26 protein-coding genes, 1 tRNA gene and 1 pseudogene are annotated in these 26618 nt (G+C 67.6%); 10 read left to right on the forward strand and 18 right to left on the reverse strand.

Annotation, left to right across the window (positions count from 1 at the left end; all coding sequences use genetic code 11):
* The 8 genes from BLQ03_RS19300 to BLQ03_RS11920 form a co-directional block, all read left to right on the forward strand.
* The coding region (locus BLQ03_RS19300; protein ID WP_217629724.1) for a molybdopterin-dependent oxidoreductase at positions 1 to 472 on the forward strand (472 nt) is incomplete at its 5' end.
* 12 nt (positions 473 to 484) lie between these two features.
* On the forward strand, positions 485 to 2956 hold the full coding sequence (gene fdnG, locus BLQ03_RS11890; RefSeq protein WP_217629725.1) for a formate dehydrogenase-N subunit alpha: 2472 nt from the start codon (positions 485 to 487) through the stop codon (positions 2954 to 2956).
* A complete protein-coding gene (fdxH, locus tag BLQ03_RS11895) occupies positions 2953 to 3963 on the forward strand; it encodes a formate dehydrogenase subunit beta (protein ID WP_245688869.1) in 1011 nt (336 codons plus the stop codon). Before fdnG ends, fdxH begins: the two co-directional genes overlap by 4 nt.
* A complete protein-coding gene (locus BLQ03_RS11900) occupies positions 3963 to 4649 on the forward strand; it encodes a formate dehydrogenase subunit gamma (RefSeq protein ID WP_090756359.1) in 687 nt (228 codons plus the stop codon). The genes fdxH and BLQ03_RS11900 overlap by 1 nt, the downstream gene beginning before the upstream one ends.
* A 39-nt stretch (positions 4650 to 4688) precedes the next feature.
* Entirely contained in the window at positions 4689 to 5606 is a 918-nt protein-coding gene (gene fdhE, locus BLQ03_RS11905) for a formate dehydrogenase accessory protein FdhE (protein ID WP_090756361.1), read from the forward strand.
* Positions 5606 to 6973, forward strand: a complete 1368-nt coding sequence (selA, locus tag BLQ03_RS11910; RefSeq protein WP_090756364.1) for an L-seryl-tRNA(Sec) selenium transferase — start codon at positions 5606 to 5608, stop codon at positions 6971 to 6973. Before fdhE ends, selA begins: the two co-directional genes overlap by 1 nt.
* Entirely contained in the window at positions 6970 to 8883 is a 1914-nt protein-coding gene (selB, locus tag BLQ03_RS11915) for a selenocysteine-specific translation elongation factor (protein ID WP_090756369.1), read from the forward strand. The genes selA and selB overlap by 4 nt, the downstream gene beginning before the upstream one ends.
* A tRNA-Sec gene (locus BLQ03_RS11920) sits at positions 8884 to 8979 on the forward strand. It begins immediately after the preceding gene.
* Positions 8980 to 9026: 47 nt separating this feature from the next.
* Here BLQ03_RS11920 and BLQ03_RS11925 read toward each other — a convergent pair.
* The 7 genes from BLQ03_RS11925 to BLQ03_RS11955 form a co-directional block, all read right to left on the reverse strand.
* Positions 9027 to 9821 (reverse strand): hypothetical protein, encoded by a 795-nt coding sequence (locus BLQ03_RS11925; RefSeq protein ID WP_090756370.1) that lies wholly within the window; start codon positions 9819 to 9821, stop codon positions 9027 to 9029.
* Positions 9822 to 9887: 66 nt separating this feature from the next.
* Positions 9888 to 10472: a hypothetical protein gene (locus BLQ03_RS11930; protein ID WP_245688871.1), complete on the reverse strand. Its 585-nt coding sequence runs from the start codon at positions 10470 to 10472 to the stop codon at positions 9888 to 9890.
* Positions 10469 to 11266 (reverse strand): ABC transporter permease, encoded by a 798-nt coding sequence (locus BLQ03_RS11935; protein ID WP_090756375.1) that lies wholly within the window; start codon positions 11264 to 11266, stop codon positions 10469 to 10471. Before BLQ03_RS11935 ends, BLQ03_RS11930 begins: the two co-directional genes overlap by 4 nt.
* Complete coding sequence (locus BLQ03_RS11940; RefSeq protein ID WP_090756390.1) at positions 11263 to 11994, reverse strand: ABC transporter ATP-binding protein; 732 nt, start codon at positions 11992 to 11994, stop codon at positions 11263 to 11265. Before BLQ03_RS11940 ends, BLQ03_RS11935 begins: the two co-directional genes overlap by 4 nt.
* Positions 11995 to 12046: 52 nt before the next feature.
* Positions 12047 to 12634, reverse strand: coding sequence for a cupredoxin domain-containing protein (locus BLQ03_RS11945; protein WP_090756394.1), 588 nt, complete (start codon positions 12632 to 12634; stop codon positions 12047 to 12049).
* Between the two features lie 21 nt (positions 12635 to 12655).
* Positions 12656 to 13618: a YVTN family beta-propeller repeat protein gene (locus BLQ03_RS11950; protein ID WP_090756402.1), complete on the reverse strand. Its 963-nt coding sequence runs from the start codon at positions 13616 to 13618 to the stop codon at positions 12656 to 12658.
* Between the two features lie 6 nt (positions 13619 to 13624).
* On the reverse strand, positions 13625 to 14827 hold the full coding sequence (locus BLQ03_RS11955; protein WP_090756403.1) for an ABC transporter substrate-binding protein: 1203 nt from the start codon (positions 14825 to 14827) through the stop codon (positions 13625 to 13627).
* Positions 14828 to 15025: 198 nt separating this feature from the next.
* Here BLQ03_RS11955 and BLQ03_RS11960 point away from each other — a divergent pair, with 198 nt between their 5' ends.
* Together BLQ03_RS11960 and BLQ03_RS11965 are read left to right on the forward strand one after the other, a co-directional pair.
* Entirely contained in the window at positions 15026 to 15574 is a 549-nt protein-coding gene (locus BLQ03_RS11960; RefSeq protein ID WP_090756405.1) for an SRPBCC family protein, read from the forward strand.
* Positions 15571 to 16503, forward strand: a complete 933-nt coding sequence (locus BLQ03_RS11965) for a YncE family protein (RefSeq protein ID WP_090756406.1) — start codon at positions 15571 to 15573, stop codon at positions 16501 to 16503. Before BLQ03_RS11960 ends, BLQ03_RS11965 begins: the two co-directional genes overlap by 4 nt.
* Here BLQ03_RS11965 and BLQ03_RS11970 read toward each other — a convergent pair.
* From BLQ03_RS11970 to hrcA, 11 genes and pseudogenes are all read right to left on the reverse strand, one after another.
* The gene (locus BLQ03_RS11970) at positions 16500 to 17030 is read right to left on the reverse strand and encodes a rhodanese-like domain-containing protein (RefSeq protein ID WP_342672021.1); all 531 of its coding nucleotides are present in this window, start codon (positions 17028 to 17030) and stop codon (positions 16500 to 16502) included. The two genes, BLQ03_RS11965 and BLQ03_RS11970, sit on opposite strands and share 4 nt — an antisense overlap.
* A complete protein-coding gene (locus tag BLQ03_RS11975) occupies positions 17027 to 17845 on the reverse strand; it encodes a substrate-binding domain-containing protein (protein WP_090756409.1) in 819 nt (272 codons plus the stop codon). Before BLQ03_RS11975 ends, BLQ03_RS11970 begins: the two co-directional genes overlap by 4 nt.
* A 2-nt stretch (positions 17846 to 17847) precedes the next feature.
* Positions 17848 to 18552, reverse strand: a complete 705-nt coding sequence (locus tag BLQ03_RS19195) for a c-type cytochrome, methanol metabolism-related (protein ID WP_425415736.1) — start codon at positions 18550 to 18552, stop codon at positions 17848 to 17850.
* 468 nt (positions 18553 to 19020) lie between these two features.
* Positions 19021 to 20817: pseudogene (locus BLQ03_RS11985) on the reverse strand (methanol/ethanol family PQQ-dependent dehydrogenase); the annotation flags it as partial.
* A gap of 176 nt (positions 20818 to 20993) precedes the next feature.
* Positions 20994 to 21827 carry an S-formylglutathione hydrolase gene (fghA, locus tag BLQ03_RS11990; protein ID WP_090756413.1) on the reverse strand — a complete coding sequence of 278 codons (834 nt, stop codon included), beginning with the start codon at positions 21825 to 21827 and terminating at the stop codon, positions 20994 to 20996.
* Complete coding sequence (locus BLQ03_RS11995) at positions 21824 to 22345, reverse strand: GNAT family N-acetyltransferase (protein ID WP_090756415.1); 522 nt, start codon at positions 22343 to 22345, stop codon at positions 21824 to 21826. Before BLQ03_RS11995 ends, fghA begins: the two co-directional genes overlap by 4 nt.
* Entirely contained in the window at positions 22342 to 22992 is a 651-nt protein-coding gene (locus BLQ03_RS12000) for an ATP-dependent Clp protease proteolytic subunit (RefSeq protein ID WP_090756418.1), read from the reverse strand. The genes BLQ03_RS11995 and BLQ03_RS12000 overlap by 4 nt, the downstream gene beginning before the upstream one ends.
* 76 nt (positions 22993 to 23068) lie before the next feature.
* Positions 23069 to 24196, reverse strand: coding sequence for an S-(hydroxymethyl)glutathione dehydrogenase/class III alcohol dehydrogenase (locus BLQ03_RS12005; RefSeq protein ID WP_090756421.1), 1128 nt, complete (start codon positions 24194 to 24196; stop codon positions 23069 to 23071).
* 93 nt (positions 24197 to 24289) lie between these two features.
* A complete protein-coding gene (gene gfa, locus BLQ03_RS12010) occupies positions 24290 to 24883 on the reverse strand; it encodes an S-(hydroxymethyl)glutathione synthase (protein WP_090756423.1) in 594 nt (197 codons plus the stop codon).
* 91 nt (positions 24884 to 24974) lie between these two features.
* The gene (locus tag BLQ03_RS12015; protein WP_090756426.1) at positions 24975 to 25553 is read right to left on the reverse strand and encodes a nucleotide exchange factor GrpE; all 579 of its coding nucleotides are present in this window, start codon (positions 25551 to 25553) and stop codon (positions 24975 to 24977) included.
* Positions 25554 to 25556: 3 nt separating this feature from the next.
* Positions 25557 to 26609, reverse strand: a complete 1053-nt coding sequence (gene hrcA, locus BLQ03_RS12020) for a heat-inducible transcriptional repressor HrcA (protein ID WP_090756428.1) — start codon at positions 26607 to 26609, stop codon at positions 25557 to 25559.
* Positions 26610 to 26618 lie beyond the last annotated feature (9 nt).

Here is a 26618-nt window from a genome sequence, read left to right on the forward strand (position 1 = left end):
CTTCAAGCTGGCCCAGACCACCGAGACCCGCAACACCTGCCCCTATTGCTCGGTTGCCTGCGGCATCATCATCTATGCGCGTCCCGATGACACCGGCGCGCGCCGGGTCGTCCATATCGAAGGCGACGCCGACCATCCGACCAACCGCGGCACGCTCTGCCCGAAGGGCGCGGCGCTGAAGGACTTCGTCAACGCGGAAACGCGCCTGACCGAACCCATGGTCCGCCGTCCCGGGTCCGACCGGTTCGAGCCGATCTCGTGGGACGAGGCGCTCGACAAGATCGCCCGCGCGATGAAGGACGACCGCGACGCGAACTTCCTGGCCACCAACGAGCTTGGCGTGCCGGTGAACCGCTGGACGACGACCGGCTTTCTGGCGGCGTCGGCGACCACCAACGAAACGGCCTGGCTGACCTACAAGGTCGTCCGGTCGATGGGTATTGTAGGTTTCGACAACCAGGCGCGCGTCTGACACGGCCCCACGGTGTCCAGTTTGGGCCCGACCTTTGGCCGTGGAGCGATGACGAACTCCTGGACCGACATCAAGAATACCGACCTCGTGATCGTCATGGGCGGCAACGCCGCCGAAGCGCACCCCTGCGGCTTCAAATGGGTGACCGAGGCCAAGCACCATCGCGGCGCGAAGCTGATCGTCGTGGACCCCCGGTTCACGCGCACGGCCAGCGTTGCCGACTATTACGCGCCGATCCGTCCCGGCACCGACATCGCGTTCCTCATGGGCCTCATCCGCTACATGATCGAGAACGACAAGGTGCAGTGGGAATATGTGAAGGCCTTCACCAACGCGTCCTTCCTCGTGAAGGAGGAGTTCGGCTGGTCCGACGGGCTTTTCACCGGCTATGACGAGGAAAAGCGCGACTACGACAAGTCGAGCTGGGACTATCAGGTCGGCCCCGACGGCTATGTGCTGACGGACCCGACGCTGCAGCACCCGCGCTGCGTCTGGAACCTGCTCAAGGCGCATGTGGACGTCTACACGCCCGAGATGGTCGAGCGGATCACCGGCACGCCTCAGGATCGCTTCCTCAAGGTCGCCGCCATGATCGGGGAATGCTCTTCGCCCACGAAGACCATGACCTCGATGTATGCGCTCGGCTGGACCCAGCACTCGAAGGGTGCCCAGAACATCCGCGGCATGGCCATGCTGCAGCTGATCCTGGGCAACATCGGCGTGCCCGGTGGCGGGATGAACGCGCTGCGCGGGCATTCCAACATCCAGGGCCTGACCGACCTGGGGCTGATGTCGAACCTGATCCCGGGATACCTGAACATCCCGACGGAAAAGGAACCCGACTGGGCCACCTACATGAAGTCGCGCGCCTTCAAGCCGCTGCTTCCGGGTCAGACCAGCTACTGGCAGAACTATCCCAAATTCATGGTTTCCTTCATGAAATCCATGTGGGGTGAGGCCGCCCAGAAGGACAACGACTGGGCCTATCACTACCTGCCCAAGCTGGACGTGCCGGCCTACGACATGCTGCGCATGTTCGAGCTGATGGACCAAGGGAGGGTCAACCTCTACTTCTGCCAAGGGTTCAACCCGCTGCTGGCGCTGGCCAACCGCAACAAGAACACCTCGGCCCTGTCCAAGCTGAAGATGCTGGTCGTCATGGACCCGCTGGAAACCGAGACCGCCCGCTTCTGGGAAAACCACGGCGCCTACAACGACGTGGACACGGCCTCGATCCAGACCGAGGTGATCCAGCTTCCGACCTCGTGCTTTGCCGAGGACGAGGGCGCGCTGGTGAACTCGGGCCGCTGGCTGCAGTGGCACTGGAAGGCGTCGGACATGCCCGGCCAGGCGAAGTACGACACCTGGATCATGGCGCAGATCTTCCTGCGGGTGCGCGAACTGTACCGCAAGGAAGGCGGGGCCTTCCCGGACCCGATCCTGAACCTGACCTGGGACTATGCCGACGAGCACGAGCCCTCGCCCGACGAACTGGCGCGCGAGATGAACGGCAAGGCTCTGGCGGACGTGTACGACCTCGCGGACAACACCAAGCTGCTGACCGCGGCCGGCAAGCAGGTGAAGTCGTTTGCGGAACTGCGCGACGACGGCACCACGGCCTCGGGCTGCTGGATCTATGCCGGCAGCTACAACGAGGACGGCAACAACATGGCGCGGCGGGACAATTCCGACCCGAGCGGCATGGGCGTCTATTCGAACTGGACCTGGAGCTGGCCGCTGAACCGCCGCACGCTCTACAACCGGGCCTCGGCGGACCTTCAGGGCCAGCCGTGGGATCCGTCGCGTCCGATCATCGCCTGGAACGGCGAGCGGTGGGAAGGGAACGACATTCCCGACATCTCGCCGACCGCCAAGCCCGGCGAGGTCATGCCGTTCATCATGAACCAGGAAGGGGTCTCGCGCCTCTTCTCGCGGGGCATGATGCGCGACGGGCCCTTCCCGACGCATATGGAGCCCTTCGAGAGCCCCGTGCAGAACGTCTTCAACGACCGGATGCGCGGCAACCCGGTGGCGCGGGTCTTCGCGTCCGACGTCGAGAAGATGGGCACCTCGGACGAGTTCCCGTTCGTGGCGACCAGCTACCGCCTGACCGAGCACTTCCACTACTGGACCAAGCACAACAAGGTGAACGCCTCGTTGCAGCCCGAGTTCTTCGTCGAGATCAGCGAACAGCTGGCCGCCGAGAAGGGCATCGAGCGCGGCGGCCGCGTCCGTGTCTGGTCCAAGCGTGGCGAGGTCTGGGCCAAGGCGCTGGTCACCAAGCGGATCAAGCCGATGATCTGCGACGGCAAGACCGTCCATGTCGTGGGCATCCCGCTGCACTGGGGCTTCGTGGGCGCCGCCAAGAAGGGCTGGGGGCCGAACAGCCTGACGCCCTTCGTGGGTGACGCCAACATCGAGACGCCCGAGTTCAAGGCGTTCCTCGTCAACATCGAACCTGCCGTCGGGGAGGCCGTGTCGTGACCATTGCACCCAACATGGACAGCCCCCGCACGGCGACGGCGAACCCGCCGACGCATCCGGTTCCCCCGAACCTCGGCCAGGCGAATGTCGTCCGGTCGTCGGCCGGGGGGCCGGTGGCGGAAAACCCGCAGCCGCTGACCGAGGTCGCCAAGCTGATCGACGTCAGCAAGTGCATCGGCTGCAAGGCCTGCCAGTCCGCCTGCATCGAGTGGAACGACACGCAGCCGGAAGTCGGGGTGAACGTGGGGGTCTATGAGAACCCCCACGACCTCACGCCCGAGATGTACACGCTGATGCGGTTCACCGAGTTCGACAACCCGGACACGGGCGACTTCGAGTGGCTGATCCGCAAGGACGGCTGCATGCATTGCGCGGAACCGGGCTGCCTCAAGGCCTGCCCGGCCCCCGGCGCCATCGTGCAGTATTCCAACGGCATCGTGGATTTCATCAGCGAGAACTGCATCGGCTGCGGCTATTGCGTTTCGGGCTGTCCCTTCGACATCCCGCGCATCAGCCCGGTGACGCATGTCGCCAAGAAATGCACGCTCTGCTCGGACCGCGTGGCGGTGGGACAGGGTCCGGCCTGCGCCAAGGCCTGCCCGACTCATGCGATCACCTTCGGCACCAAGGACGACATGAAGGCCTTGGCCGCCGAGCGGATCGAGGACCTCAAGTCGCGCGGCTACGAGAACGCGGGGCTTTACGACCCGGCGGGCGTGGGCGGGACGCATGTGATGTATGTGCTGCATCACAACGACAAGCCGCAGGTCTACGACGGGCTGCCCGAGGATCCCAAGATCTCGGACGTCGTGCAGAACTGGAAGGGACCGGCCAAGCCCGTGGGCATCGCCGCCGTCGGCCTTGCGGCCATCGGTGCGGCTGCCATGGCGCTGTTCCACCGCGGCAACAGCGTCAGCCAGGAAGACGAGGCCGAGGCCCGCGAACTGGTCCAGGAAGAACTGCGCGGCGCCCCTGTCGAGCGGCCCCATGACAAAGGGAATGCCTGATGGTGGAACGCAAGTTCTCTGAACCCACGGACGAGATCGTCCAGCTGGAACCGGTCGAGGTGAGGCGATACATCGCCTTCACCCGCTGGAACCACTGGTTCACGGCGATCTGCTTCATCGTGCTGATGCTGTCCGGCTTCGCCTTCTTCCACCCCTCGCTTTACGGGCTGACCGCCCTGTTCGGCGGCGGGCAGATGACACGCTGGCTGCATCCTTTCGTGGGCATCGCGCTGACGGTCAGCTTCCTGGGGATGTTCTTCCAGCTGGTGCATCTGAACATCATCCGGCGCGAGGACCTGGTCTGGACCCGCAACATCAAGGACGTGATCACGGGCCACGAGGAACGGCTGCCCGAACTCGGCAAGTACAACTTCGGCCAGAAGACCGTCTTCTGGGGGATGTTCTGGCTGATCCTCGCCCTGCTGATCACCGGCGTGATGATGTGGTACCAGTATTTCCCGCATCTCGTGTCGATCGAGACGCGGCGGATCGCGATCCTCGTGCATGCGGTCTCGGCGGTGCTGATCGTGCTGGTCTTCATCCTGCACATCTTCGCCGCGCTCTGGACCCGCGGCACCCTGCGGGCAATGACGCGGGGCACCGTGACCGGCGGATGGTCGTGGCGGCACCACCGGAAATGGCTGCGGGAACTGGCTAGACGCCAGCGCACCAAACCGGCAGAGTAACGCCTTTATCACGTGGCCGGTCCGGTCCAAGGAGGCACAATGTCCGACACCATCGAGGCCCGGCCCGACATGATCGGCGGCGTTCCGACGCCGCCGCTCGCCATTCTGCCCAAGCCCGAACGGCTGTTTACCCAGCGCGCCGAACGCTTCGAGCGGCTGGCCGAAGAGTCCAATCTTTCCCCCTATCTTCAGTTTCTGGCCGCCCTCTGCCGCCTGCAGGCGCGGCTGAGCGTCGAGCTGCCCGAGCCGCAGGCGCCCTCTGCAGACCGCATTGCGCTGGCGCGTGCCTCGCGTATGCCGCCGCTGGACCGGCGCGCGTTGGTTGATGATGCGGGGCTCGCCGCCACGCTGGACGCTCTGCTGGACGGCGCGCGCGAGATCGAGATGCCCCCCGAGGCCCGGCTGGCGCTGGACGCGCTGCGGGCGGCCACGCCCGAGGACCGGCGCTGGCTTTTCTCGAACATCATGGACGACCTGGTGCCCGCCGACAGCGCGGCGCCGCACCTGTTCGTGGCCGCCGCCGTGCAGGTCCACATGGCGCGCCTTGCCGCCGCGCTTGAGGCGGACCAGCTGGTTCCGATCCGCACGGGCGTCTGCCCGGCCTGCGGCGGCAAGCCCGCCACCTCGATCGTCACCGGCGTCATGGGGGCCGAGGGCGCCCGCTATGCCGCCTGCGCCTGCTGCCAGACGCTGTGGAACGAGGTGCGGGTCAAGTGCCTGTCCTGCGGCTCGACCAAGGGCATCGCTTTCCAGGCGGTGGAGGACGGCTCGGGCGACGCGCAGGTCAAGGCCGAAACCTGTGACGAATGCGAATCCTGGGTCAAGCAGATGGCCCAGAACAAGAACCCCGCGCTGGAACCCGTTGCGGATGACGTGGCGAGCCTGGGGCTCGACGCGCTGATGCAGGGCGGCAAGTGGCGCCGCGCCGGGTTCAATCCCTTCCTGATCGGCTACTGATGCAGGGACTGCGGGCCCTGCCCTCGGTCGATCGCCTGCTGTCGATGCCCGAGGGCCAAGACCTGATCGAGCGGCACGGCCGTGCGGCGGTCACCGGCGCCTTGCGGATGGCGCTGGAGGACGCGCGCGAGACTGTCCGCCAGGGGGGCGCGGCACCTGACGGCGCCGCGATTGCGTCCCGCGCAGCCGAGACGCTGGAGGCAGGGGCGGAAAGCGCCCTGCGCCCTGTCCTGAACCTGACTGGGACGGTCCTGCACACGAACCTCGGCCGTGCCGTGCTGGCCGAAGCCGCCATCGAGGCCGCGTCGGCCGCCATGCGCCACCCTGCGGCGCTGGAATTCGACCTTGCGACTGGACGCCGGGGTGAGCGGGACACACTGGTGGCCCCGCTGATCTGCGAACTCACCGGGGCCGAGGCTGCCACGGTGGTCAACAACAACGCCGCTGCTGTGTGGCTTGCGCTGAACACGCTGGCCGAAGGGCGCGAGGCCATTGTCTCGCGCGGCGAGCTGGTGGAAATCGGCGGCGCCTTCCGTATCCCCGACATCATGGCCCGCGCCGGCGTCCGGCTGGTCGAGGTCGGCACGACGAACCGCACCCATCCCTGCGACTACCAGAATGCGGTCAGGCCGGATACTGCTCTGATGATGAAGGTGCATCCCTCGAACTACCGCATCGAGGGCTTCACGGCCGCCGTCTCACCGGCCGAGATCGCACGGATGGCCAAGGCGGCGGGTGTCCCGATGCTGAACGATCTCGGCTCGGGCACGCTGGTGGACATGACCCGCTGGGGGTTGCCCCCCGAGCCCACCGTCAAGCAGGCCGTCGCCGAGGGCGCGGATATCGTCACCTTCTCGGGCGACAAGCTGCTGGGGGGACCGCAGGCCGGATGCATCGTCGGCCGGGCGGACCTGATCGCCCGGATCAACCGCAATCCGCTGAAGCGCGCGCTGCGGCTGGACAAGATCCGCCTGGCCGCCATCGAGGCCACGCTTCGGCTGTACCGCGACCCGGATCGGCTGGCCGAGCGCCTGCCGACACTGCGGATGCTGACCCGCCCACGGGAGGAAATCGTGGCACAGGCGCAGCGTCTGCTCGCCCCCGTCGCGGCGATGCTTCCGGAGTACCGGGTGGAGGTCGTGGACTGCACCAGCCAGATCGGCTCGGGCGCGTTGCCGGTGGAAACCCTGCCCTCGGCGGCATTGGCCTTCACTGGCGAGGGCGGCGATGCGCCCGACAAGCTGGCCGCGCGCCTGCGCGCCCTGCCCGTCCCGGTGATCGGGCGCATCCGCGAGGGCGCGCTGCTGCTGGACCTGCGCTGCCTGCACGATGACGGCGCGCTGCTGGGGGCGCTGGCCGCGCGATGATCGTCGGGACTGCGGGGCATATCGACCACGGCAAGACGGCGCTGGTCCAGGCGCTGACCGGCGTCGATGCCGACCGGCTGGCCGAGGAAAAGGCGCGCGGCATCACCATCGAACTGGGCTTCGCCTATGCCGATCTCGGCACTGGCCGGGTTACCGGCTTCGTGGACGTGCCGGGGCATGAACGTTTCGTCCATACCATGCTGGCGGGCGCGGGCGGCATCGACCTCGCCCTGCTGGTGGTGGCCGCCGATGACGGCGTCATGCCGCAGACGCGCGAGCACCTGGCGATCCTCGACCTGCTGGGCGTCCATCGTGGCATCGTCGCACTGAGCAAGGCGGATCTGGCAGATCAGGCTCGCCGCGATGCTGTCATTGCCGAGATTGCCGTGTTGCTGGACGGGACCGGGCTTGAAGGTGCGCCGGTCCTTCCCGTCTCGACCGTCACGGGCGAGGGCATCGGGACCCTGCGTGCCGCACTGGCCGATGCCGAGGCCGAAACGGGCGCTCGGGCGGCGGATGCGCGCTTCCGCCTTGGCGTGGACCGCAGCTTCACGCTGAAGGGCGCGGGAACGGTCGTCACCGGCACGGTCCTGTCGGGCCGGGTGGCGGTCGGGGACACGGTCACCGTCTCGCCGCAGAGGCTGACGGCGCGAGTGCGGGCGATCCACGCGCAGAACCAGCCGGTGCAGGTCGGCCTTGCGGGCCAGCGCTGCGCGCTGAACCTTGCCGGCGAAAGGATCGACCGCGAGGCGGTCCGGCGCGGCGACATGGTCGTGGACCCCGTGCTGCACGCGCCCACCGACCGGATCGACGCGCATCTGCGGGTGCTGGGGTCCGAGCCGCGCCCGATCGGCACCTGGTTCCCCGCCCGCCTGCACAGCGGCGCAGCCGAGGTTGGCGCGCGGATCGTGCCGCTGGAAGGCCCGCTCGATCCGGGAGCCAAGGGACTGGTGCAGCTCGTGCTCGACCAGCCCATCGCGGCGGCGGTAGGCGACCGCTTCATCCTGCGCGACGTCTCGGCCCGGCGCACCATCGGCGGTGGCGTCTTCCTCGACCTGCGCGCGCCCGCCCGCCGACGCCGCACGCCCGAGCGGCTGGCGCAGCTTCAGGCGGCGGCGAAGCCCGATCCGGCCGAGGCCCTGCAAACCATGCTGGCCGCGCCGCCCTACGTGATCGATCTGACCGCCTTCCTGCGCGATCGCGCCCTTGGCCCCGGCGAGGCACGGCGTGCGACGGATGGGATCACGGTGCTGGACGGTGGCACCGCGACGGTCGCGCTCTCGCCACTGACCCATCGCGGGCTGGTGGCGGGGGTGCTCGACACCCTTTCCCGCTTCCACGAGGAAGCGCCCGAGATGCAGGGGCTTGGGCGGGAACGCCTGCGCCTGACGCTGACCCCCCGCCTGCCCAAGGAGGCCTTTGCCGCCTTCCTCGCCGAGCGGATCGCGGCGGGCGACATCGTGGCCGAGGGCGCCTTTCTGCGCCTGCCCGGCCATGTCGTGCGCCTGTCCGAGGAGGACGAGGCGCTATACGCCCGGATCATCCCGGAACTGTCGGGCGAGGCGCGCTTCCGCCCCCCGCGCGTGCGCGACATGGCAACCGCATGGGACATTCCCGAAGCCGACATCCGCCGCGTGTTGCGGATGGCCGCGCGTCAGGGGCGCGTGGACCAGATCCGCACCGACCACTTTTTCCTGCGCGCGACCACGGCCGAGATGGTCCGCATCATCTCCGACATTCAGGCACAGGCGCCGGATGGCTGGGTCACCGCCGCCGCCTTTCGTGACCGCGTCCAGAACGGCCGCAAGGTGGCCATCGAGATCCTCGACTTCTATGATCGGCAGGGAGTCACCTTGCGCCGCGGCGATCTGCGGCGCATCAATCCCCATCGCGCCGATCTTTTCGGCTGAGGAGGAGAATCGTCCCCGGTGGGGCGGCCGGACTTCAAATCCGGTTGGGGCAGCGCGCCTGTCCCGGGTGGGTTCGACTCCCATTCTCCTCCGCCAAGAACGAAAGGCCCCGCCGGATCGGCGGGGCCTTTGTGCATCCGGGATCAGCCCTGCAGGTCGAGCCCGCGCGCCGTCGGCGGCTGCCAGGTCTTGGATTCAGGCAGCGCGCCCGCCGTGTTGGTGCCCAGGTGCGAGCCGCCGAGGCCCCCCGTCCAGCCCGAGGTTCCCGAGTTGCCGGGCGCCGTGCCGTCGGCGCGCTCGCGCTCGGGCGTCGTGGCGGGGGTCGCGACACCCGCGTCCGCGTCCTCCGATCCGGCGGTGGCCTGGTTCGAGGGAGGCTCGATCGCGGCGGCGGCCTTGGTCCCGGCGGGCACGGGGCCCTGCGCCGTCTCGATGGGCGGTGTGTTGCTGCTGGCGAGCGCCTGGTCGGGGCTCGTGTCCGCCGGGGCCGGCGTGGACAGCGCCTCGGCCGTCGTCCGGGGCATGGCGGTCTGCGCCGGCTCGACCGGGGTGCCGTTCACGGCCGGGGTCGGCTGGGCCGGGGTCGTGGCGGTGTTGGCGGCCTCTGCCTGCGCGGCCTCCGGCGCGGGCGGAGGAGTGTAGTCCGGCGCCACGGCCCGCGCGGCGATGGCCGCAGGAATCTGGGGATCGTTGGTCGGAACGGGGGTGAAGGCAGGTGGCTCGGCCGCCGCGGTGGTCGTTCCCGGTGCGGCCGGGGCTTGTGGAACGGGCGTCGCGGCAGGGCTCGTGGCCTGTGGGGCCGCAGGAGCAGGCTGCGCGGTGACAGGCGCGGCGGCCCCGGCGGTCGGGGTTGCCGGCGCGGGCGCCGCCGTCTGGGCCAGCGCGGGGCTGGCCGCCAGCAGGGCGGTAAGCAGAAGGTAAGGGGCGCGCTTGGTCATCGGCTGGGTCTTTCTGGCGGGGGCGCTTGGGAAACCCAGACTAGCACCGGCGGTTCCGCCCGTCACCTACTGCTGCAGATGCGCCGCGACCGCGCGGCCCAAGGCAAAAAGCCGCTGTTCCAGGATCACCGGCGTCTCGCAGACATAGGTCAGGCTCTGCTGGCGGTCGGAAAAGACGCGCATGTCCCAGTCGAGCGCCTCTTCCTCGGCGTCGATCGCGTCGAAGTCGGGGGGATCGGCCGCTTCCAGTTCGGCCATGCGGGCGCGGCGCGCCTCGACCCGCTCGGCCAGTGCTACCTGCCGGTGACCATAGCGCGAGATGCCGCCGAGGATCGCCGAGCGCTGCGTGTCGATGCGCTGGAAGATCGCCTGCATCAGCACCGCCAAGGTCCCGGCGTCCTTCCCCTGGGCAAAGGCGTCGATGGCGGCGGCGGCCTCCTCGATGGGCAGGCGGCGCTGCGCGACGCGATCGGCCAGTGCGGCGATCTCGGGCGTCTCGCGCGCGCTTTCAGGCGGGGGCGGACCGGTCCAGACCTGCCCCAGCGACAGGTGCGGCTGGCGCCCCTGGATGCAGGGCCAGTCGGGCGTGGGCGTGAAGGCGTAGGCCGGCGTGGCTGCCAGCGCCGCCAGTAGCATGAGAAAGCGCATCATCCCCCCTTTCGCCGGACGCCGAAACCGCGCGCCGGATCATACATCAGCACCGCGCCGCCGAAGAACAGCGCAAGGCAGCCCCCCACCACGCCAAGGGACAGCCAGTTGACCTGAAGGTAAAGGGCAAAGCGGATCAGCTCGACCGCATGGGTGAAGGGATTGAAGCGGCAGATGTCGTAAAGAAGGATCGAGGATTCACGCATCCGCCACAGCGGGTAAAGCGCCGAGGAGGCGAAGAACATCGGGAAGATGACGAAGTTCATCACGCCCGCGAAGTTTTCGAGCTGCCGGATGGCGGATGACAGGAACAGCCCCATTGCCCCCAGCATCAGCCCCGACAGGACCAGCGCGGGCAGGACGGCGACAAGACCCCAGAGCGGCGGGTGGATTCCCCAGAACCAGGCGATCAGCAGGAAGGCATAGACCTGGATGATTGAGACGATCACCCCCGCCACCAGCTTGGACCCCAGCAGGAACCAGCGCGGAAAGGGGCTGACGAGCAGCGTCCGCATCGCCCCGGTTTCCCGGTCATAGACCATCGTCAGCGAGGACTGCATCCCGTTGAACAGCTGGATCATCGCGCAAAGGCCGGGCGTGACATAAACCTCATATAGGACGTAGGTCTGGTAGGGCGGCGTGATCGAGAGGCCCAGCACCGCCCGGAAACCCGCCGCGAAGATGAAGAGCCAGACGAGCGGCCGCACCAGGGCCGCGAGGAAGCGGCCGCGCTGGTTGACGAAGCGCAGCGTCTCGCGCCAGGCGATGCCGCGGAAGGCGGTGGACCAGCCGCTCATGCCTGCACCCCGGTCAGGTCGAGAAAGGCGCGGGTCAGGTCGCCCCCGGTTGCGGCTGCGGCTTCACCTGCGGTGCCGGTGAAGAGGACGCGGCCGCGGTGCAGGATCACGAGGCCGTCCGAGGGGTCGATCTCGTCGAGGATATGGGTGGCCCAGAGCGCCGAGACCTGCTGCTCGGCGATCAGGCGGCGGGTCAGGGCCAGCACCTCGGCGCGGGATTTCACGTCAAGGCCCACGGTCGCCTCGTCCAGCAGCAGAAGTTCGGGCGCGTGGATCAGGGCGCGGGCGATCTCGGCCCGGCGCACCTGACCGCCGGACAGGGCCGAGACGCGGGCGCCCGCACGGTCGGCCAGATCGACCTGGGCCAGCACCTCGGCGATGCGGGAACGCGCCTCGGCGCGGGCAATGCCGTGCAGGGCCGCGTGATACATCAGGTTCTGCCGGACGGTCAGGTCGGCATCCAGCGCGCGCGACTGGAAGACGACGCCCAGGCGCCGCAGCGCCTCGGTCGGCTGGCGGCGCAGGTCGTGGCCCGCGACCTCGATCAGGCCCGAGCGGTTGGCGTAAAGCCGCGTCACCAGGTTGAACAGCGTGGACTTGCCCGCCCCGTTCACCCCCAGAAGCGCGGTGAAGCCCCCGCGCGGCACGGACAGCGACACGTCATCCAGCGCGCGGGTGGCGCCGAAGCTGTGGCTGACATTCTGGACAAGAAGCGCGGGAGTGGTCATGGCGCGGCGAAGGGATGGGCGGCGCTGACGCGCGCCGCCCGCCCGTTCATCCTCAGCGGATGTTGAACACCGCCTGCTGGCTTTCACCCGACGAACCCGGCACCGACAGCGTGTAGCGGCCGGGCTGGATGGCGATGAAGCTGATCAGCGCCTCGCCCGCCGCGTCGAACTCGATCGAGTGGACGCCCATGGGACGGATCTCGATGTCGTTGATGACGATCTCGTTGATCCAGACGGAGCGGAAGAAGTCCCCACCCGACAGCGCCAGTTCCGCGCTGCCATCGGCCACGATCTGCAGGCGATAATAGCCGCCCGACTGCAGCGAATATTCCTCGGCCGCGACCGGCTTGCCGGATGCGAGCGTCAGCGGCGCCAGATCCGCGCGGTTCGAGCGCGTCATGATTCCCGAGGGGCCATAATCGTGGTGCTGCGCCTGCGATCCCTGCGCAGGGGCCGCTTCCTCTTCCTCTGCCTCGTCGTCGTCATCCTCGCCGTCCTCGGCCGGGGCGGTGGCGCCCGCTTCCGCCTCGGCCGAGGCTGCGGCGGCCCCTACCTCGGGCGAGGCGGCCGGTTCGGTCTGGCTCAGCGCGGGTGTCCCCAGCAGGGCCGCCAGCATGGCGACGGTTAGCAGTCTGGTCATGTCTCTCTCCCTTGGTGTTGATCAGTTCGGCGCGACGACGACGCCCCAGGGCTGCTGGCCCACGGGGATCGACTTGACCGCGGTATTCGTCGCCACGTCGATCACCGTGACGTCGTTGGAATTGCCGTTCGTCGTGTAGAGATGCTTCTGGTCCGGCGTGAAGCCCAGCTGCCAGACGCGCTGGCCGACGAGGATGTAGTCCGTCACCTCGAGCGAGTCGCCGTCCACCACCGCGACCCGGTTCGCCGGCCCCAGCGCGACGAAGATCTTCTTGCCGTCCGCCGTCACGCGCACGCCCACGGGCTGGATCGCCTCGGGCAGGACGCCGGGGATCTCGAAGGTGATCTTCTTGGTGATCTCCTGCGTGGCCGGGTCGATCACGCTGACCGTGCCGCCGATTTCCGAGCTGACGAACAGGCGCGAGCCGTCGTCCGAGAACTGGGCAAAGCGCGGGCGGCTGTCCACCAGCACGTTGGCGGTGATCTCGAAGCTTTCGGTGTCGATGAAATGGGCCATGTTCGTTGTTTCCGACGTGTTGATGACCACGCGGCCGTCGGGAGAGACGCCCATGCCTTCGGGTTCGACCCCCACGGGGATCTCGGCCAGCACCTTGTGGGTCTTGGTGTCGACCACGGTCACGAGGTTGTCGTCCTCGTTGGCGATGTAAAGCGGATTGCCCGAGGGGTGCAGGACGAACAGTTCCGGGTCGGGGCCGGACGGCAGGGTGTGCAGTTCCTGCATCGTCTCGGGATCGAAGACGCGCACGAGGTTGTCGTCCGAGGCGCAGACGTAAAGCTCTTTTCCATCGGGGCTGATGGTGATGCCGCGCGGGCGGTTGCCGACCGGATAGGACCCCAAGACCTCGAGCGTGTCGCCGTCGATGACGGTCACGTCGTTGCCCTTTTCGTTCGAGACATAGACCTTGTTGGCCAGCGCAGGCGTGGCAATCGTCGTCAGCAGCAGGATGGCGAATGCGTGTCTCATGTTTCCTCAGAAGGTGCAGGCGGTTTCGGGACGGTCGATGCCGAGCGTATCGAGCGGGCTGGTCTGGTGCAGGTATTCGTCCTGCGGGCTGACGCTGGCGGTCAGCAGCCCGGTCGTCAGCAGGATCGGCTGGCGCAGCTGGTGGTCCCAGTCGCGCAGGGTCAGCTTCTGGCCCTTGAAACCCGCGACCTGGAAATCCGGGGACAGCATGAAGTCGCGCAGCTGGACCGGATCGGCGGACTTCGTCTGCGTCGCGGCCTCGCCCACCATGCGCAGGGCAAGCCAGCTCTGGTAATCCTCCTCGCGCATGGGGCGGTTCGCCAGCCGCTCGAAGCGGTTCTGGAACTGGGTCGCACCCCAAGCCTCCAGCGCCGGGTGCCAGCTGCGGGGGACAAGGCCCGCAGAGCCCGCCACCAGCCGGGCGTCCCAGGTGTGATAGGGCATGTAGCCTGCGAAGACGCCGTGTTCGTCGGCGGTGATCATGATGTCGTAATCGGGCGCGCGCTGGGTGAAGACCGGCAACTGCGCCTGCACCTGCACATGGCCCGAGTCGGTGGAACGCGCCCCGCCGGTGTCGGTGAACTCGCGTTCCTCGACGATCTGGGCGCCGAACTTGGTGGCGGCCCGGCGATAGGCCTCGGCCAGCGCCAGATCCTCGGGGTGGCTGCCGTGGACGAGGAACCAGCGCGGCCAGCGCTTCCACATCAGAAACTGCGCAAGCCCGTCGGCCAGCATCGCGTGGCTGGGGGCGGTGTGGATGACATTGGCGCGGCACTGCTCGCCCCGCAGCGCATCGCCCCGCGCGGCGGCGTTGAAGACCAGCGCCCGGTCGCCCGCCTGGTCGGCCAGCGCCACGGTTGTCGCGTCGTCGGCCAGCAGGACAACGAACCGGATGCCCTCGCCCAGAAGGCGGTCCAGCTCGGACGCGGCGGTGTCGGGGGTGGCGGCGACCTCGACGGCCTCGAAGTCCTGGCCCATGAAGCGGCCGGTGGTGTCATTGTCGTCGATGGCTAGCCGCGCGCCTGCGAAGCCGATGTCCTCGGGCGGCAGCTCCAGCCGCGAGATCGGCGGCAGCTCGGGCGTGTCGACGCGCAGGACGGCGGCGCGGACAAGCTGCGGCGCGGCTTGCGGCGCGGGTGCCTGAGCAAGCGCAGACATGGGAACAACCGCCAGCAAAGCCAGCGCCGTCAGGCAGTTGGGTAAACGCATGGGCCTCTCCTCCGCCTGGAAGTCTTGAGGACGGGGCGTCCCAATTCAACCCGCAAGGTCGTGATTTCTTTCCGAAGCGCCTAAGACGTTCGGCTGATGGACGCGATCTCGACTGTGGGTAAGCTGGCGCCGCAGGCCAGCGGGCGGGGCGGAATGCCGAGAGGCCGCTGGCAATTCACGACATCGGGAGACCATTTCATGAAATCCGTTCTGGCGCTGATGGCCGCCGCGGCGATCCTGACCTGTGGCACGGCACAGGCGCACGGGCCCGTGCGGCTCAAGCTCGAATTGTCCGAAACGCTGAATGCCACGCCCGACGAGGTCTGGGCCACGGTGGGACGATTCGACGACATGAGCTGGCACCCGGCCGTGGCGCGGACCGAACTGACCTCGGCCGACGCGACTACGCCCGACGGCTCGACCCGCGTGCTGCACCTGAAGGCCGAAAGCGGCGATCCCACGATCAGCGAGCAACTGACCAAGTGGCAGCCGGAAAAGCGCTGCTACGGCTACATGATCACGCAGGTGGACGTGGCAGTGCTGCCGGTCACGAACTATGCCGCGACGCTGTGCGTCAATGACGAGGGCGGCAAGGCCAAGGTCGTGTGGAAGGGGGGCTTCTATCGGGGCTATCCCAACAACGATCCCCCGGCCGAACTGAACGATGAGGCCGCGACCGCCGCCGTCACAGGCATCTACCAGGGAGGCTTGGACGCGCTGGCCGAGAAGTTCGGGCGGGCCGAGTGATCCGCGCCACCGCGGCGGGGCTGCTGGCCCTGGCCGCGGGCATGGCGGGCGCCGGCGACATTGCCTTTGTCACCGCGCAGAACGCGGGCGGGGTGGCGATCGTGGATCTGGACATGGGTCGGATCCGCGCCACGGTCCCGGTCGAGGGCGCGCCTGCGCCGGTCGCCTATGATCCCGCCTCAGGCCGGGCCGCCGTGATCGCGGCGGACAGCGGCGAGATGACGCTGCTGGACAGCCAGGGCGCCGTGCTGGACCGGGTGCCCTTGGGCGAAGGCAGCTTCGGCATCGCTTTCGCGCCCGGCGGGGACCTGCTCGTGGCGGACTGGTATGGGGCTCGGCTGCGGCGGCTCGACCCCTCGGGGCGGCACGAGCGGTGGTCGGCCCCGACGGGCCGCGCGCCTGCGGGCCTGGCGCTGTCGGGCGACGGGCGGGTCGTCGCACTGGCGGAACGGGACGATGATCGCGTTTCGGCTTTCGACGCGGAAAGCGGCCGGCCCTTGTGGACAAGCCCGACCGGCAGCCATCCTTATGCGGTCGCCTTTCACGATGGCCGCTTCTGGACGACCGACGTCCAGTCCCGCAGCGTCACCGTGCTGGAGGCCACCAGCGGCGCGCATCTCGGCTCGGTGGAAACGGGCGACCATCCCTATGGCGTGGCTTTCGCAGCGGGAAAGGGTTTCGTCACCGACCAGTATGCGGCGACGGTGACGGTCTTCGATCCGCAATCGCTGGAAACCTTGGGCAGCATCGAGATCGGGGACTACCCCGAGGGGATCGCGTCCCTGTCGGACGGCCGCCGCCTTGCCGTCGCAAGCTGGGACAGCAACGAGCTGTCCATCATCGATGGCGAGACATTGAGGGTCGAGCAGGTGATCGAGGTGCCCGACGGTCCTCGATCCTTCGGGTTGTTCGTGGGGCCCGATCCTTAAGGCGGCGTTGCGGGGACCAGATCCTCGCCTTCCGCCAACCAGGCATCCGTACCCTCGGGGAACCAGCCCACGCGCGTATAGCCGCCGAGAACGGCCCGCTTGGCGGCGTTCCAGCTCATCCAGCAGTCGGCCTTGCAGAAGAAGACCAGCGGCGCGGCCTTGTCGCCCTCGGCCAGCCGGTCCAGCGCGGCGAAGAACGCGGCCTCGTCCGGAGGCGGCAGGGCCTCGTAACCGGTGTCGGGCAACCAGACCGCGCCGGGGATGGTGTAATGCGAGGGTTGCCGCCACAGGGTGCCTTCGGGCAGGTTCTCGGGCTTGCGGACCTGCGGCATCACGTCGATCAGCACGGCGCCACGGGCGCGCCATTCCTCCAGCCCGGCCAGGTCCAGCACCGTGGCGCCGGTCAGCGTGGCGGGTACCGGGGCGCGATAAGGCTCGCCCCGGTAGCCCTGCGGCTCGGGCGGCGGGGCGGCGGCGGCCGTGGTGCCTGCCATCAGCAGGACCGCCAGGGCCGCCAACCGCTTCACGGCAGGATCTCCTGCCCGTAGTCATCGACCAAGGGCACACCCGCTTCGTGCAGGATGGCGTTGATGTCTTCCTGGTTGCGGCGGATCAGGCTGTTGAGTTCCCGCTTCCATTCCTGGTCGCTGGGACGCACGCCCATGGTGATCCGGTAGAAGAGCCTGGGTGCGCTCTCCTCCTTCAGCAGCGGCGTGAACTGCAGTTCGGGATCGGCCTTGACCAGGGGGCCGGCGAGCGGGCCCCACAGCACGGCCGCGTCCAGCGTGCCCTCGCGCACGCCCTTCAGCATGTCGCCGACCGGATTTTCCACCCGGCGGTCCACGAAGAGGTCCCAGCCCCGCATGTCCTTGGCAAGACCCGCGCGAGCCATGTGCGAGGCCGGGGGAGTGCCCGCAACGACGCCGATGTCATGATCCTTCAGTGCCGGGTCGGTCAGGCGATCGACGCCCGCCAGCTCGCCATCCTTGCGCGTCACGATGCCATAGACCGAGGTGTAGTAATGGTTAGTGTTCTGCACCAGCTCGTCGCCCTGGGCATAGCCGATCACCACGTCGCAATTGCCGTCCAGCAGCGTCTTCCTGGTGAAGCCCATCCCTTGGGGAAACCAGAAATATTCCAGCGGCAGCCCGAGCCGGTCGGCCAGCAGCTCGGCGATGCGGTTTTCGAAGCCGGTGCCGTTCTCCGAGGACATCGGCTCGGCCGCCGGGTCGGCGCAGACTCGCAGCGCGGTGGTCGAGCGCAGGTCCGCGACCTGCGCCCCGGCCGCACCGGCGCCAAGCGCCAGCGCCGCGCAGATCCAAGCCGCGCGAAGGCCCCGCATGATCAGCCCTCCATGCAGGAGGCTTCCTGCGCCGCGAACTCCTCGGACTTGTCGGCCTTGTCGGCAGGACGGCCGCGCGGGATCGCCTCGGTGCCGCGGGCCAGCAGGTAGACATAGATGTCGTCCACATAGCACCAGACGTTCCGGTTGGTCCCGAAGGCCGGCATGACCAGGTTCGCCGCCCTGTTCACGTCCTGTTTTCCCGAGGCCACGATTTCCTGATAGGTGTAGTAGTCCATCCCGTGGACGACCGAGTCCTTCAGCGCGGGCGCATAGGTCGAACCTTCGCCGTCCGGGCCGTGGCAGACGTGGCATTCCGCGTGATAGCGGCGATAGCCCGAGAAGGTGGCGTAATCGACCTGGCCGTTTTGAACATTGGGGACCGGAATGCCCTCGGCATTGTACCAGCGGCCGTTCTCCATGTGGTCCGGGGTCAGGTCCAGCCCTTCCAGCGTGGGCTTGACGACACCGACGAACTGTCCGGCCGCGACCTCACCCGCGCCCGTAGCCACGGCCGAGCCTGCTGCGTTGGCCTTCATCTCGACCGTGGTGGCGCCTTCGGGAATGGGGGTGGACGAGCCGCGGTTCGGCTGGGCTTGGGTGGCTTCGGCGGCGGCAGGTGCCGCGGTCGGCGCGGCAGTCTGCGCTAAGGCTGCGGTGGCGAAGGCGAGGCTTGCTGCCGTAGCGCGTACGGTCGTGGCGATCATTCTTTCTCTCTCCCATTGTTGTCCCATCCTTGCAGATGGGGACCGCCCCGAGGTTGGTCCCCGGGGCGGCATCTGGATCGTCAAACCCTGGTCCTGTTCAGGAAACCGTCAGTTCGACGCAGGCGCGGTGCCTCCGGCCGCGGCATCGGCCGCAGGCTCCATCGGGACCCCGCCCGTGGCGGTGGACTTGCCCGCACCAAGGCCTTCCGCCGGAGCGGACGGATCCGCAGGCGCGGCCTCCTCGGCCGAGCCTCCGGCCTTCAGCGCGGCATCCGCGGCAGGCTCCATCGGGACGACCCCGGTGGCGGTCGACTCACTGGCGCCCAGACCTGCGGCCGGGGCCGAGGGGTCGGACGGCGCGGCGCCCGCCGCAGCGGTGCCGGCAGCACCCCCGCTGGAGGCATCCGTCGCGGCCGGTGCGGTGGTGGTCGCCGCCGCCTGCGTGGTCGCGGCCGCCGGCGCATCACCCGGAAGCTCGAACACGGTCAGCTGGCCGCCCAGTTCGGTGAAGTCCGACAGCGCCGCATAGCCGCCGACCGCGCCCAGTCCCTCGTTCGGGTTGGTGAGGCCTGCCGCGAGACCGATGCCGGCCCAGCCGCCGACGCCGGACAGGACGCCGATGTACTGCTTGCCGCCATGTTCATAGGTCATGACGTTGCCGATGATCCCCGAGGGCGTCTTGAAGCGGTAAAGCTCATTGCCCGTTTCGGCATCGACGGCCTTCAGGTAGCCTTCCAGCGTGCCGTAGAAGACCACGTCACCATTGGTCGCCAGCGCGCCCGACCAGACCGAGAAGCGTTCCGGCAGCGACCACTTGATCTCGCCAGCGATGTTGTCCCAGGCGATGAAGTTGCCCATGCCGCCATGGCTGTTCGGGGCGGGATACATCGACAGGGTGGCGCCGACATAGGGCTGGCCGGCGGTATAGGCCACGCGGAAGGGTTCGTAGTCCATGCAGACGTGGTTCGTCGGCACGTAGAACAGGTTGGTCTTGGGCGAGAAGGCCGCGGGCTGCTGGTCCTTGGTGCCGAGTGCCGCCGGGCAGACGCCGGTGGTGTTCTCGTCCTCGCCGTTCTGGGCGGTCGAATATTCGGCCACGACCTGCGGGCGTCCATACTGGTCGCTGTTGGGGTCCATGTTGACCTCGGTCGCCCAGTTGACGACCGGGTCGAACTTTTCGGCCACCAGCAGCTCGCCCGTTCCGCGGTCCAGCGTATAGGCGAAGCCGTTGCGGTCGAAGTGGGTCAGCAGCTTGCGCTGCTCGCCTTTGAACTCCTGGTCGGTCAGGATCATCTCGTTGACGCCGTCGAAGTCCCATTCGTCATGAGGCGTCATCTGGTAGAACCACTTGGCCATCCCGTCGTCGGGATCGCGGGCCATGATCGTCATGGACCAGCGGTTGTCGCCCGGACGCTGCGACGGGTTCCAGGTCGAGGGGTTGCCGGTGCCGTAATAGATCAGGTCCAGTTCAGGGTCATACGAGAACCAGCCCCAGATCGTGCCGCCGCCGATCTTCCACTGATCGCCTTCCCAGCTGTTGAGCGAGCTGTTCTCGCCGATGGGCTTGCCGAGATGGGTGGTGTTCTGCGGATCGACCAGCATCTCCTCGTCCGGGCCGGTCGAATAGGCCTTCCAGGCCTCGGTGCCGTCGGCGAGGTTCAATGCGGTCATCCGCCCGCGGACGCCGTATTCGCCGCCCGAGATGCCGACCATGACCTTGTCCTTGACCGGCATGACGGTCGCGGTCAGCGTCTCGCCGATGGCGGGATCGCCCACCTTGGTCGCCCATTTCTGTTCGCCCGTCTTGGCGTCCAGCGCGACAACGGTGGTGTCGGCCTGCGACAGCAGGATCATGCCGTCGGCATAGGCCAAGCCGCGGTTCACCGTGTCGCAGCACATGACCGCGATGACTTCCGGGTCCTGCTGCGGCTCGTAGCGCCAGATGATCTGGCCGTCGTTGGAGAGGTCGAGCGCGAAGACGTTGTTCGGGAAGGGCGTGTGGACATACATGATGTCCCCGATCACCAGCGGCGCACCCTCGTGCCCGCGCAGGACGCCCGTCGAGAAGGTCCAGGCGACGCGAAGGTCGCCGACGTTGTCCCGGTTGATCTGGTCAAGCGGAGAATAGCGCGTGTTGGCGTAGTCGAGAGTCTGGATAGCGTATTGGCCCGGGTCGGCAATCGCCTGCATAACGCTGTCATTGGCCCAGATGGCCGAACTCGACAGCAGAAGCGCCACCCCGGCGCCGGTCAGCGTGAGTTTCATCGTCTCCCTCCCCTTTTTTCGCCCAAGGGGCCGCAGGACGGCAGCCTGAGCATGTGAGAGAGTTCTCCGTGAATTTCCTTCCGTCAACGACCTATGCCAAGGCTAGGCGAAAAGTCTTAGTCGGGCATCCACGAGGCCGGGCCGGCGGGTATGACAGCCCCGCCGGCCCGGGTCATTCAGGCCAGCCGCTCGGCGTGCCACAGCACATGGTCGGCCATGAAGGTCTGGACGAACCAGTAGCTGTGGTCATAGCCCGGCTGCATCCGAAGCCAGCCGGGCTGACGGCGCGCGGCCATCGCCTGGGCCAGCGATTCGGGCTTGAGCAGATCGAGGAACTGGTCGTCGGCCCCCTGGTCGATCAGGATCTCGCCCGGGTAGCCCCTTTCCACCATCAGCAGGGTCGCGTCATGGGGGCGCCAGGTCGTGCGGTCCTCGCCCAGATAGGCCGAGAACTGCTTGCGGCCCCAGTCCGATTCGGTGGGGTTGGCGATGGGGGAAAAGGCCGAGACGCTGCGATAACGGTCGGGATGGGTCATCGCGATGGTCAGCGCGCCGTGCCCGCCCATCGAATGGCCGGTGATCCCCTGCGCCTCGCGGTCAAGCGGGAAGCTGTCGAAGACGACACCGGGCAACTCGTCCACGACATAGTCCCACATGCGGAAATGCGGCTTCCAGGGATCCTCCGTGGCGTTGACGTAGAAGCCCGCGCCCTGACCGAGGTCATAGGCCTCGTCATTGGCCACGCCTTCGCCGCGCGGCGAGGTGTCGGGGAAGATGAGCGCGATTCCCGCCTCGGCCGCGAGCTGCTGCGCGCCTGCCTTGGTCATGGCATTCTCATGCGTGCAGGTCAGGCCGGAGAGATACCACAGGACCGGAACCGGGCCGCGCTCGGCATCGGGCGGCAGGTAGACCGCGAAGGTCATGTCGGTGCCGGTCGCCTGCGACTTGTGGCGATAGACGCCCTGGGTGCCGCCGAAGCTGCGGTTCTCGGACAGGGTTTCAAGGGTCACGTTTCGGCTCCTCCGGTCAGGTCGTGATACATCACGAGGGCATCGACATAGCCCTGCGCGGGGTGAAGAAACGCACCGGGCAGGCGGCCGACAATGGCGAAGCCCGCCTTCTGCCACGAATGGACGGCATCGGCGTTGGTGGCGACAACGAAGTTGAACTGCATCGCGCGGAAGCCTTGGGCCCGCGCCCAGTCCTTGGCATGGGCAACCAGCGCCGCCGCCACGCCGCGTCCCCGGGCGGCGGGCGCCGTGGCAAAGCTGGCGTTGGCGACATGCGAAGCGCCACCGGGGCGGTTGCGGCCGACATGGCTGGTGCCCAGCACCCGGCCCCCGTCTTCGGCTACGAAAGCGGAGAAGGGGTCGGCGAACCAGTCGGTCAGGGCGTCGTCGCGCGAGATGTCCCGCGGGATGCAATAGGTCTCACCCGCCCGGTAGACGGGTTCGAGAATGGCCCAGATTGCGTCGTGGTCGGCAGGCGTGGCGGGGCGGATGCGCAGATCCGCCCTGTCCGTGCTCATTTCAGGTCATCCATGTTGCGGATCACGCGGCCCAGAAGGCCGTAGTCCAGCGCTTCTTGCGTGTTCAGCCAGAAGTCGCGCTGGGTGTCCTTCTCGATCCGCTCGACCGGCTGGCCGGTGGCCTCGGAGAAGATCTGGTTCAGGCGGTCGCGCATCAGGCGCACCTGCTCGGCCTGGATCATCATGTCCGAGGACGTGCCGCCGATCCCGCCCGAGGGCTGGTGGATCAGGAAGCGCGTGTTGGGCAGGCAGAAGCGGTTTTCCTTTTTCGCCGCGACAAAGATCAGCGCGCCCGCCGATGCCACCCAGCCCGAGCCGATGGTGCGGACGGTGGGGCGGATGAACTTGATCACGTCATGGATCATGTCGCCCGATTCGACATGACCGCCGGGCGAGGAGATCAGCATGTTGATCGGCTTGTCGCTGTCCTCGGCCAAGGCCAGCAGGTGCGAGACGGTGCGCTGCGCAAGCTTGTCGTTGATGGTGCCCGCAACGATCACCGTGCGCGACTGGAAATAGAGCTTGTCGATCGAGGGGCTTTGCGGAAGGCCCAGATCCTCGCCCTTCTGGCGGTCCTCGCGCGGCTCGTCCTCTTCCTCGTCGTCGTCGTCGTCGTTCAGGCGGTGGGGCGGGAAGGGGCGCAGCATGGAATCATCCTTTCAGCATTGCGGCGGGACGCCCGGTCGGGCCCCGCCGCAGTCTTACCTAAGCATCCCTGAAGGATCAGTAAATGACGACCGACCGGATGGATTCACCCGATTGCATCAGGTCAAAGCCCTTGTTGATGTCCTCAAGCTTCAGGGTGTGGGTGATCATGGGGTCGATCTCGATCTTCCCGTCCATGTACCAGTCCACGATCTTCGGCACGTCGGTCCGCCCGCGCGCCCCGCCGAAGGCCGAGCCCTTCCAGACACGGCCGGTGACAAGCTGGAACGGGCGGGTGCTGATCTCGGCCCCCGCCGGTGCCACGCCGATGACGATCGACTGGCCCCAGCCACGATGGGCCGATTCCAGCGCCTGCCGCATCACGGTGACGTTGCCCGTGCAGTCGAAGGTGTAGTCCGCGCCGCCGATCTGGTCGAAGGGCGTCTTGGTCAGGTTGACGATCTCCTGGACGACGTTCTCGACCTCTTTCGGGTTGATGAAGTGGGTCATGCCAAAGCGTTCGGCCATCGGCTTCTTGTCGGGGTTCAGGTCAACGCCGATGATCATGTCGGCGCCCGCAAGCCGCAGGCCCTGGATCACGTTCAGGCCGATGCCGCCCAAACCGAAGACCACCGCCTTGGCGCCGATCTCGACCTTGGCGGTGTTGATCACCGCGCCGATGCCGGTCGTCACGCCGCAGCCGATGTAGCAGATCTTGTCGAAGGGCGCATCCTCGCGAACCTTGGCCACCGCGATTTCCGGCAGCACGGTGTAGTTCGAGAAGGTCGAGCAGCCCATGTAATGCATGATGGGCGTGCCATCGAGCATCGAGAAGCGCGAGGTGCCGTCCGGCATCAGGCCCTGACCCTGGGTCGCCCGGATCGCCGTGCAAAGGTTCGTCTTGCCCGACAGGCAGGACGCGCACTGGCGGCATTCGGGGGTGTAGAGCGGGATCACGTGGTCGCCCGGCTTGACCGAGGTGACGCCGGGGCCGACCTCGACCACCACGCCCGCGCCCTCGTGTCCCAGGATCGAGGGGAAGATGCCTTCCGGATCGGCGCCCGACAGGGTGAACTCGTCGGTGTGGCAGATGCCGGTGGCCTTGATCTCGACCAAGACCTCGCCGGCCTTGGGGCCTTCGAGGTTCACTTCCATGATTTCCAGCGGTTTGCCGGCTTCCAGCGCGACGGCGGCACGAGTTCTCATTCTGTTCTCCTTAAAGATTGGGCCGTCTGGCCGGGTGTCACGCCGAAGGGGCTGGCATGGCCAGCCCCCGAAATCGGCGTTCTTGGGCAGGTGTCACACGTTCAACGTGTTGAACTTGCCGGTCTTCTTGGCAACGTGGGTTGCAATCGCATCCATCAGCGGCGGGGACAGGGCGTCATAGGGTTCCAGCCCCAATTCCCTGAGCCGCGCACGGATGGCGGGCATCTGGTCGGGATTGACGCCGGATTCGATCACCGAGGACACAAAGGCCGCGAATTCGGGTGCGGCCCAGCCTTCCTGGTTCGACAACTCGGTGTGGACGAAGTCGAGGCCGTAGAACGGATGCTCGGTGTTCTCGATCCGGCCGTACATGTGGGTGCCGCAGGCGGTGCAGGCATAGCGCTGGATCGGGGCGTCCTTGTTGACGACCTGCAGCTTGTCGCCGTTCTCCACGACCTCGACTGCATCACGGCTGACCACGGCGACCTGGCTGAAGATCGCCCCTTCGGGCTTCCAGCACTTGGTGCAGCCGCAGACATGGTTGTGGGCGGTCTGCGCGTTGATCCGGACCCTTACGGGATTCGAGCTGCAGCGGCAGGTGAGTTCACCGCCCGAAAAGCCTTGCGTTGCGGATCTGACGCCGCTGTCCACCGAAGGGTGGATCCTGATTCCCGCGCTGTCTGCCATGACCGGCCCTCCCTAGACCTGCCGGAAGGTTAGGGCCGATCATCGCAGGATCAAGTCCGATGAAGGTTGTATTCCCGCGGAGTAGCGGAAATCAGTTGCTGGCGGGCAAAGACGAGACACCGACCTGGGCCGCGCGCAGCAGCCGGTCATGCAGCATGAAGCCGTTGGCCATGACCTGGATGATGTCGCCCGCGCGGGTGCCGGGCACCGGGGCCTCGAACATCGCCTCGTGCTGCAGGGGATCGAAGCGGTCGCCGACGGCGGGCGCGATGACCTTGATGCCATGGCGGCCGAAGACGTTCTGCAGCTCGCGCAGGGTCAGTTCGACCCCTTCCACCAGTTCGGGCGCAACCGAGCGGTCGGCGGCCTCGATGGCGCGGGTCAGCGCGTCATAGACAGGCAGCAGGTCACGGGCGAGTTTCGAGCCGCCGTAGTTCTCGGCCTCGCGGCGATCCTTTTCGGCGCGCTTGCGGGCGTTTTCGGCATCGGCCAGCGCACGCATGAATCGGTCGCGGTACTCGTCGCGCTCGGCCGTCAGCACCGCGACGCGGGGATCCTCGTCACTGCCGTCGAGGGACTCGACAGCCAGCGGATCCGCGGCAAGAGCGTCGCCGGAAACTTCCTCCAGCGGCAGATCGGACAGATCATGAGGCGTCAGCGTGTCGTTCATCTTTCATCCTTTGCGGTCGGACAAGGCCTTGCCGACCAGCTGAGCAGTGTAATCCACGATCGGGACGATACGGCCGTAATTCAGGCGCGTCGGCCCGATTACCCCAACCGCGCCCACGATCCGGCGATCAGCGTTCATATAGGGTGAAACCACCAGAGAGGAACCCGAAAGTGAGAAAAGCTCGTTTTCCGAGCCGATGAAGATCCGCACGCCCTGTGCCTCTTCGGCCAGTTCCAGAAAGCGGGCGATATCCCGCTTGCGTTCCAGATCATCGAAAAGGCTGCGGATGCGATCAAGATCGGCGGCTTCATTCTCGAGCAGGTTCGCACGGCCGCGCACGATCAGCCGGGGGTCCGAGGCATCGGCATCCCACGAGGCAAGACCGGTTTCCACGAGCTGGGCCGCAAGCGTGTCGAGATCCTGCCTTGCGCGGGTAAGATGATCGGCGATGTCGCGGCGCAGTTCGTGCAGCGTGTGCCCCTCGCCCCGTGCCGACAGGAAATTGCCTGCCTCGCGCAGCGAACTGGGAGTCTGGCCGGGCGGCGGGGTGAACAGGCGGTTCTCGACCCGGCCATCGGCGAAGACCAGGATCACCAGCGCGCGATCGGGGGCAAGGCTGACGAACTCGATATGCTTGAGCGGCGCCTCTTCTTGGCGGGGCATCAGCACAACCGAGGCGCCGCGGGTCAGGGTGGAAAGCGCCGTGGACACGCGGTCGAGCATCGCCGCGGTGTCGGCGGGCACGTTGCCCATGATCTCGGCAATGTGCGCGCGGTCCTCGGGGCCGATGGGGCCGACCTCCATCAGACCGTCCACGAAAAGCCGCAGGCCCAACTGGGTCGGAAAGCGGCCGGCCGAGACATGGGGGCTTTCCAGCAGGCCCATGTGTTCGAGGTCCTGCATGACGTTGCGGATGGTGGCGGCGGACACCGGCATGCTGCGCGTCAGCGTGCGCGAGCCCACCGGCTCTCCGGTGTCCAGGTAAGCCTCGACGACACGGCGGAAAACCTCGCGCGAGCGGTCGTTCAGGTCGGCGAACAGATCGGGCTGGGGCATTCGGGTTGC

Origin of the sequence: Paracoccus chinensis, assembly GCF_900102885.1 — a bacterium.
Lineage (GTDB): Bacteria > Pseudomonadota > Alphaproteobacteria > Rhodobacterales > Rhodobacteraceae > Paracoccus > Paracoccus chinensis.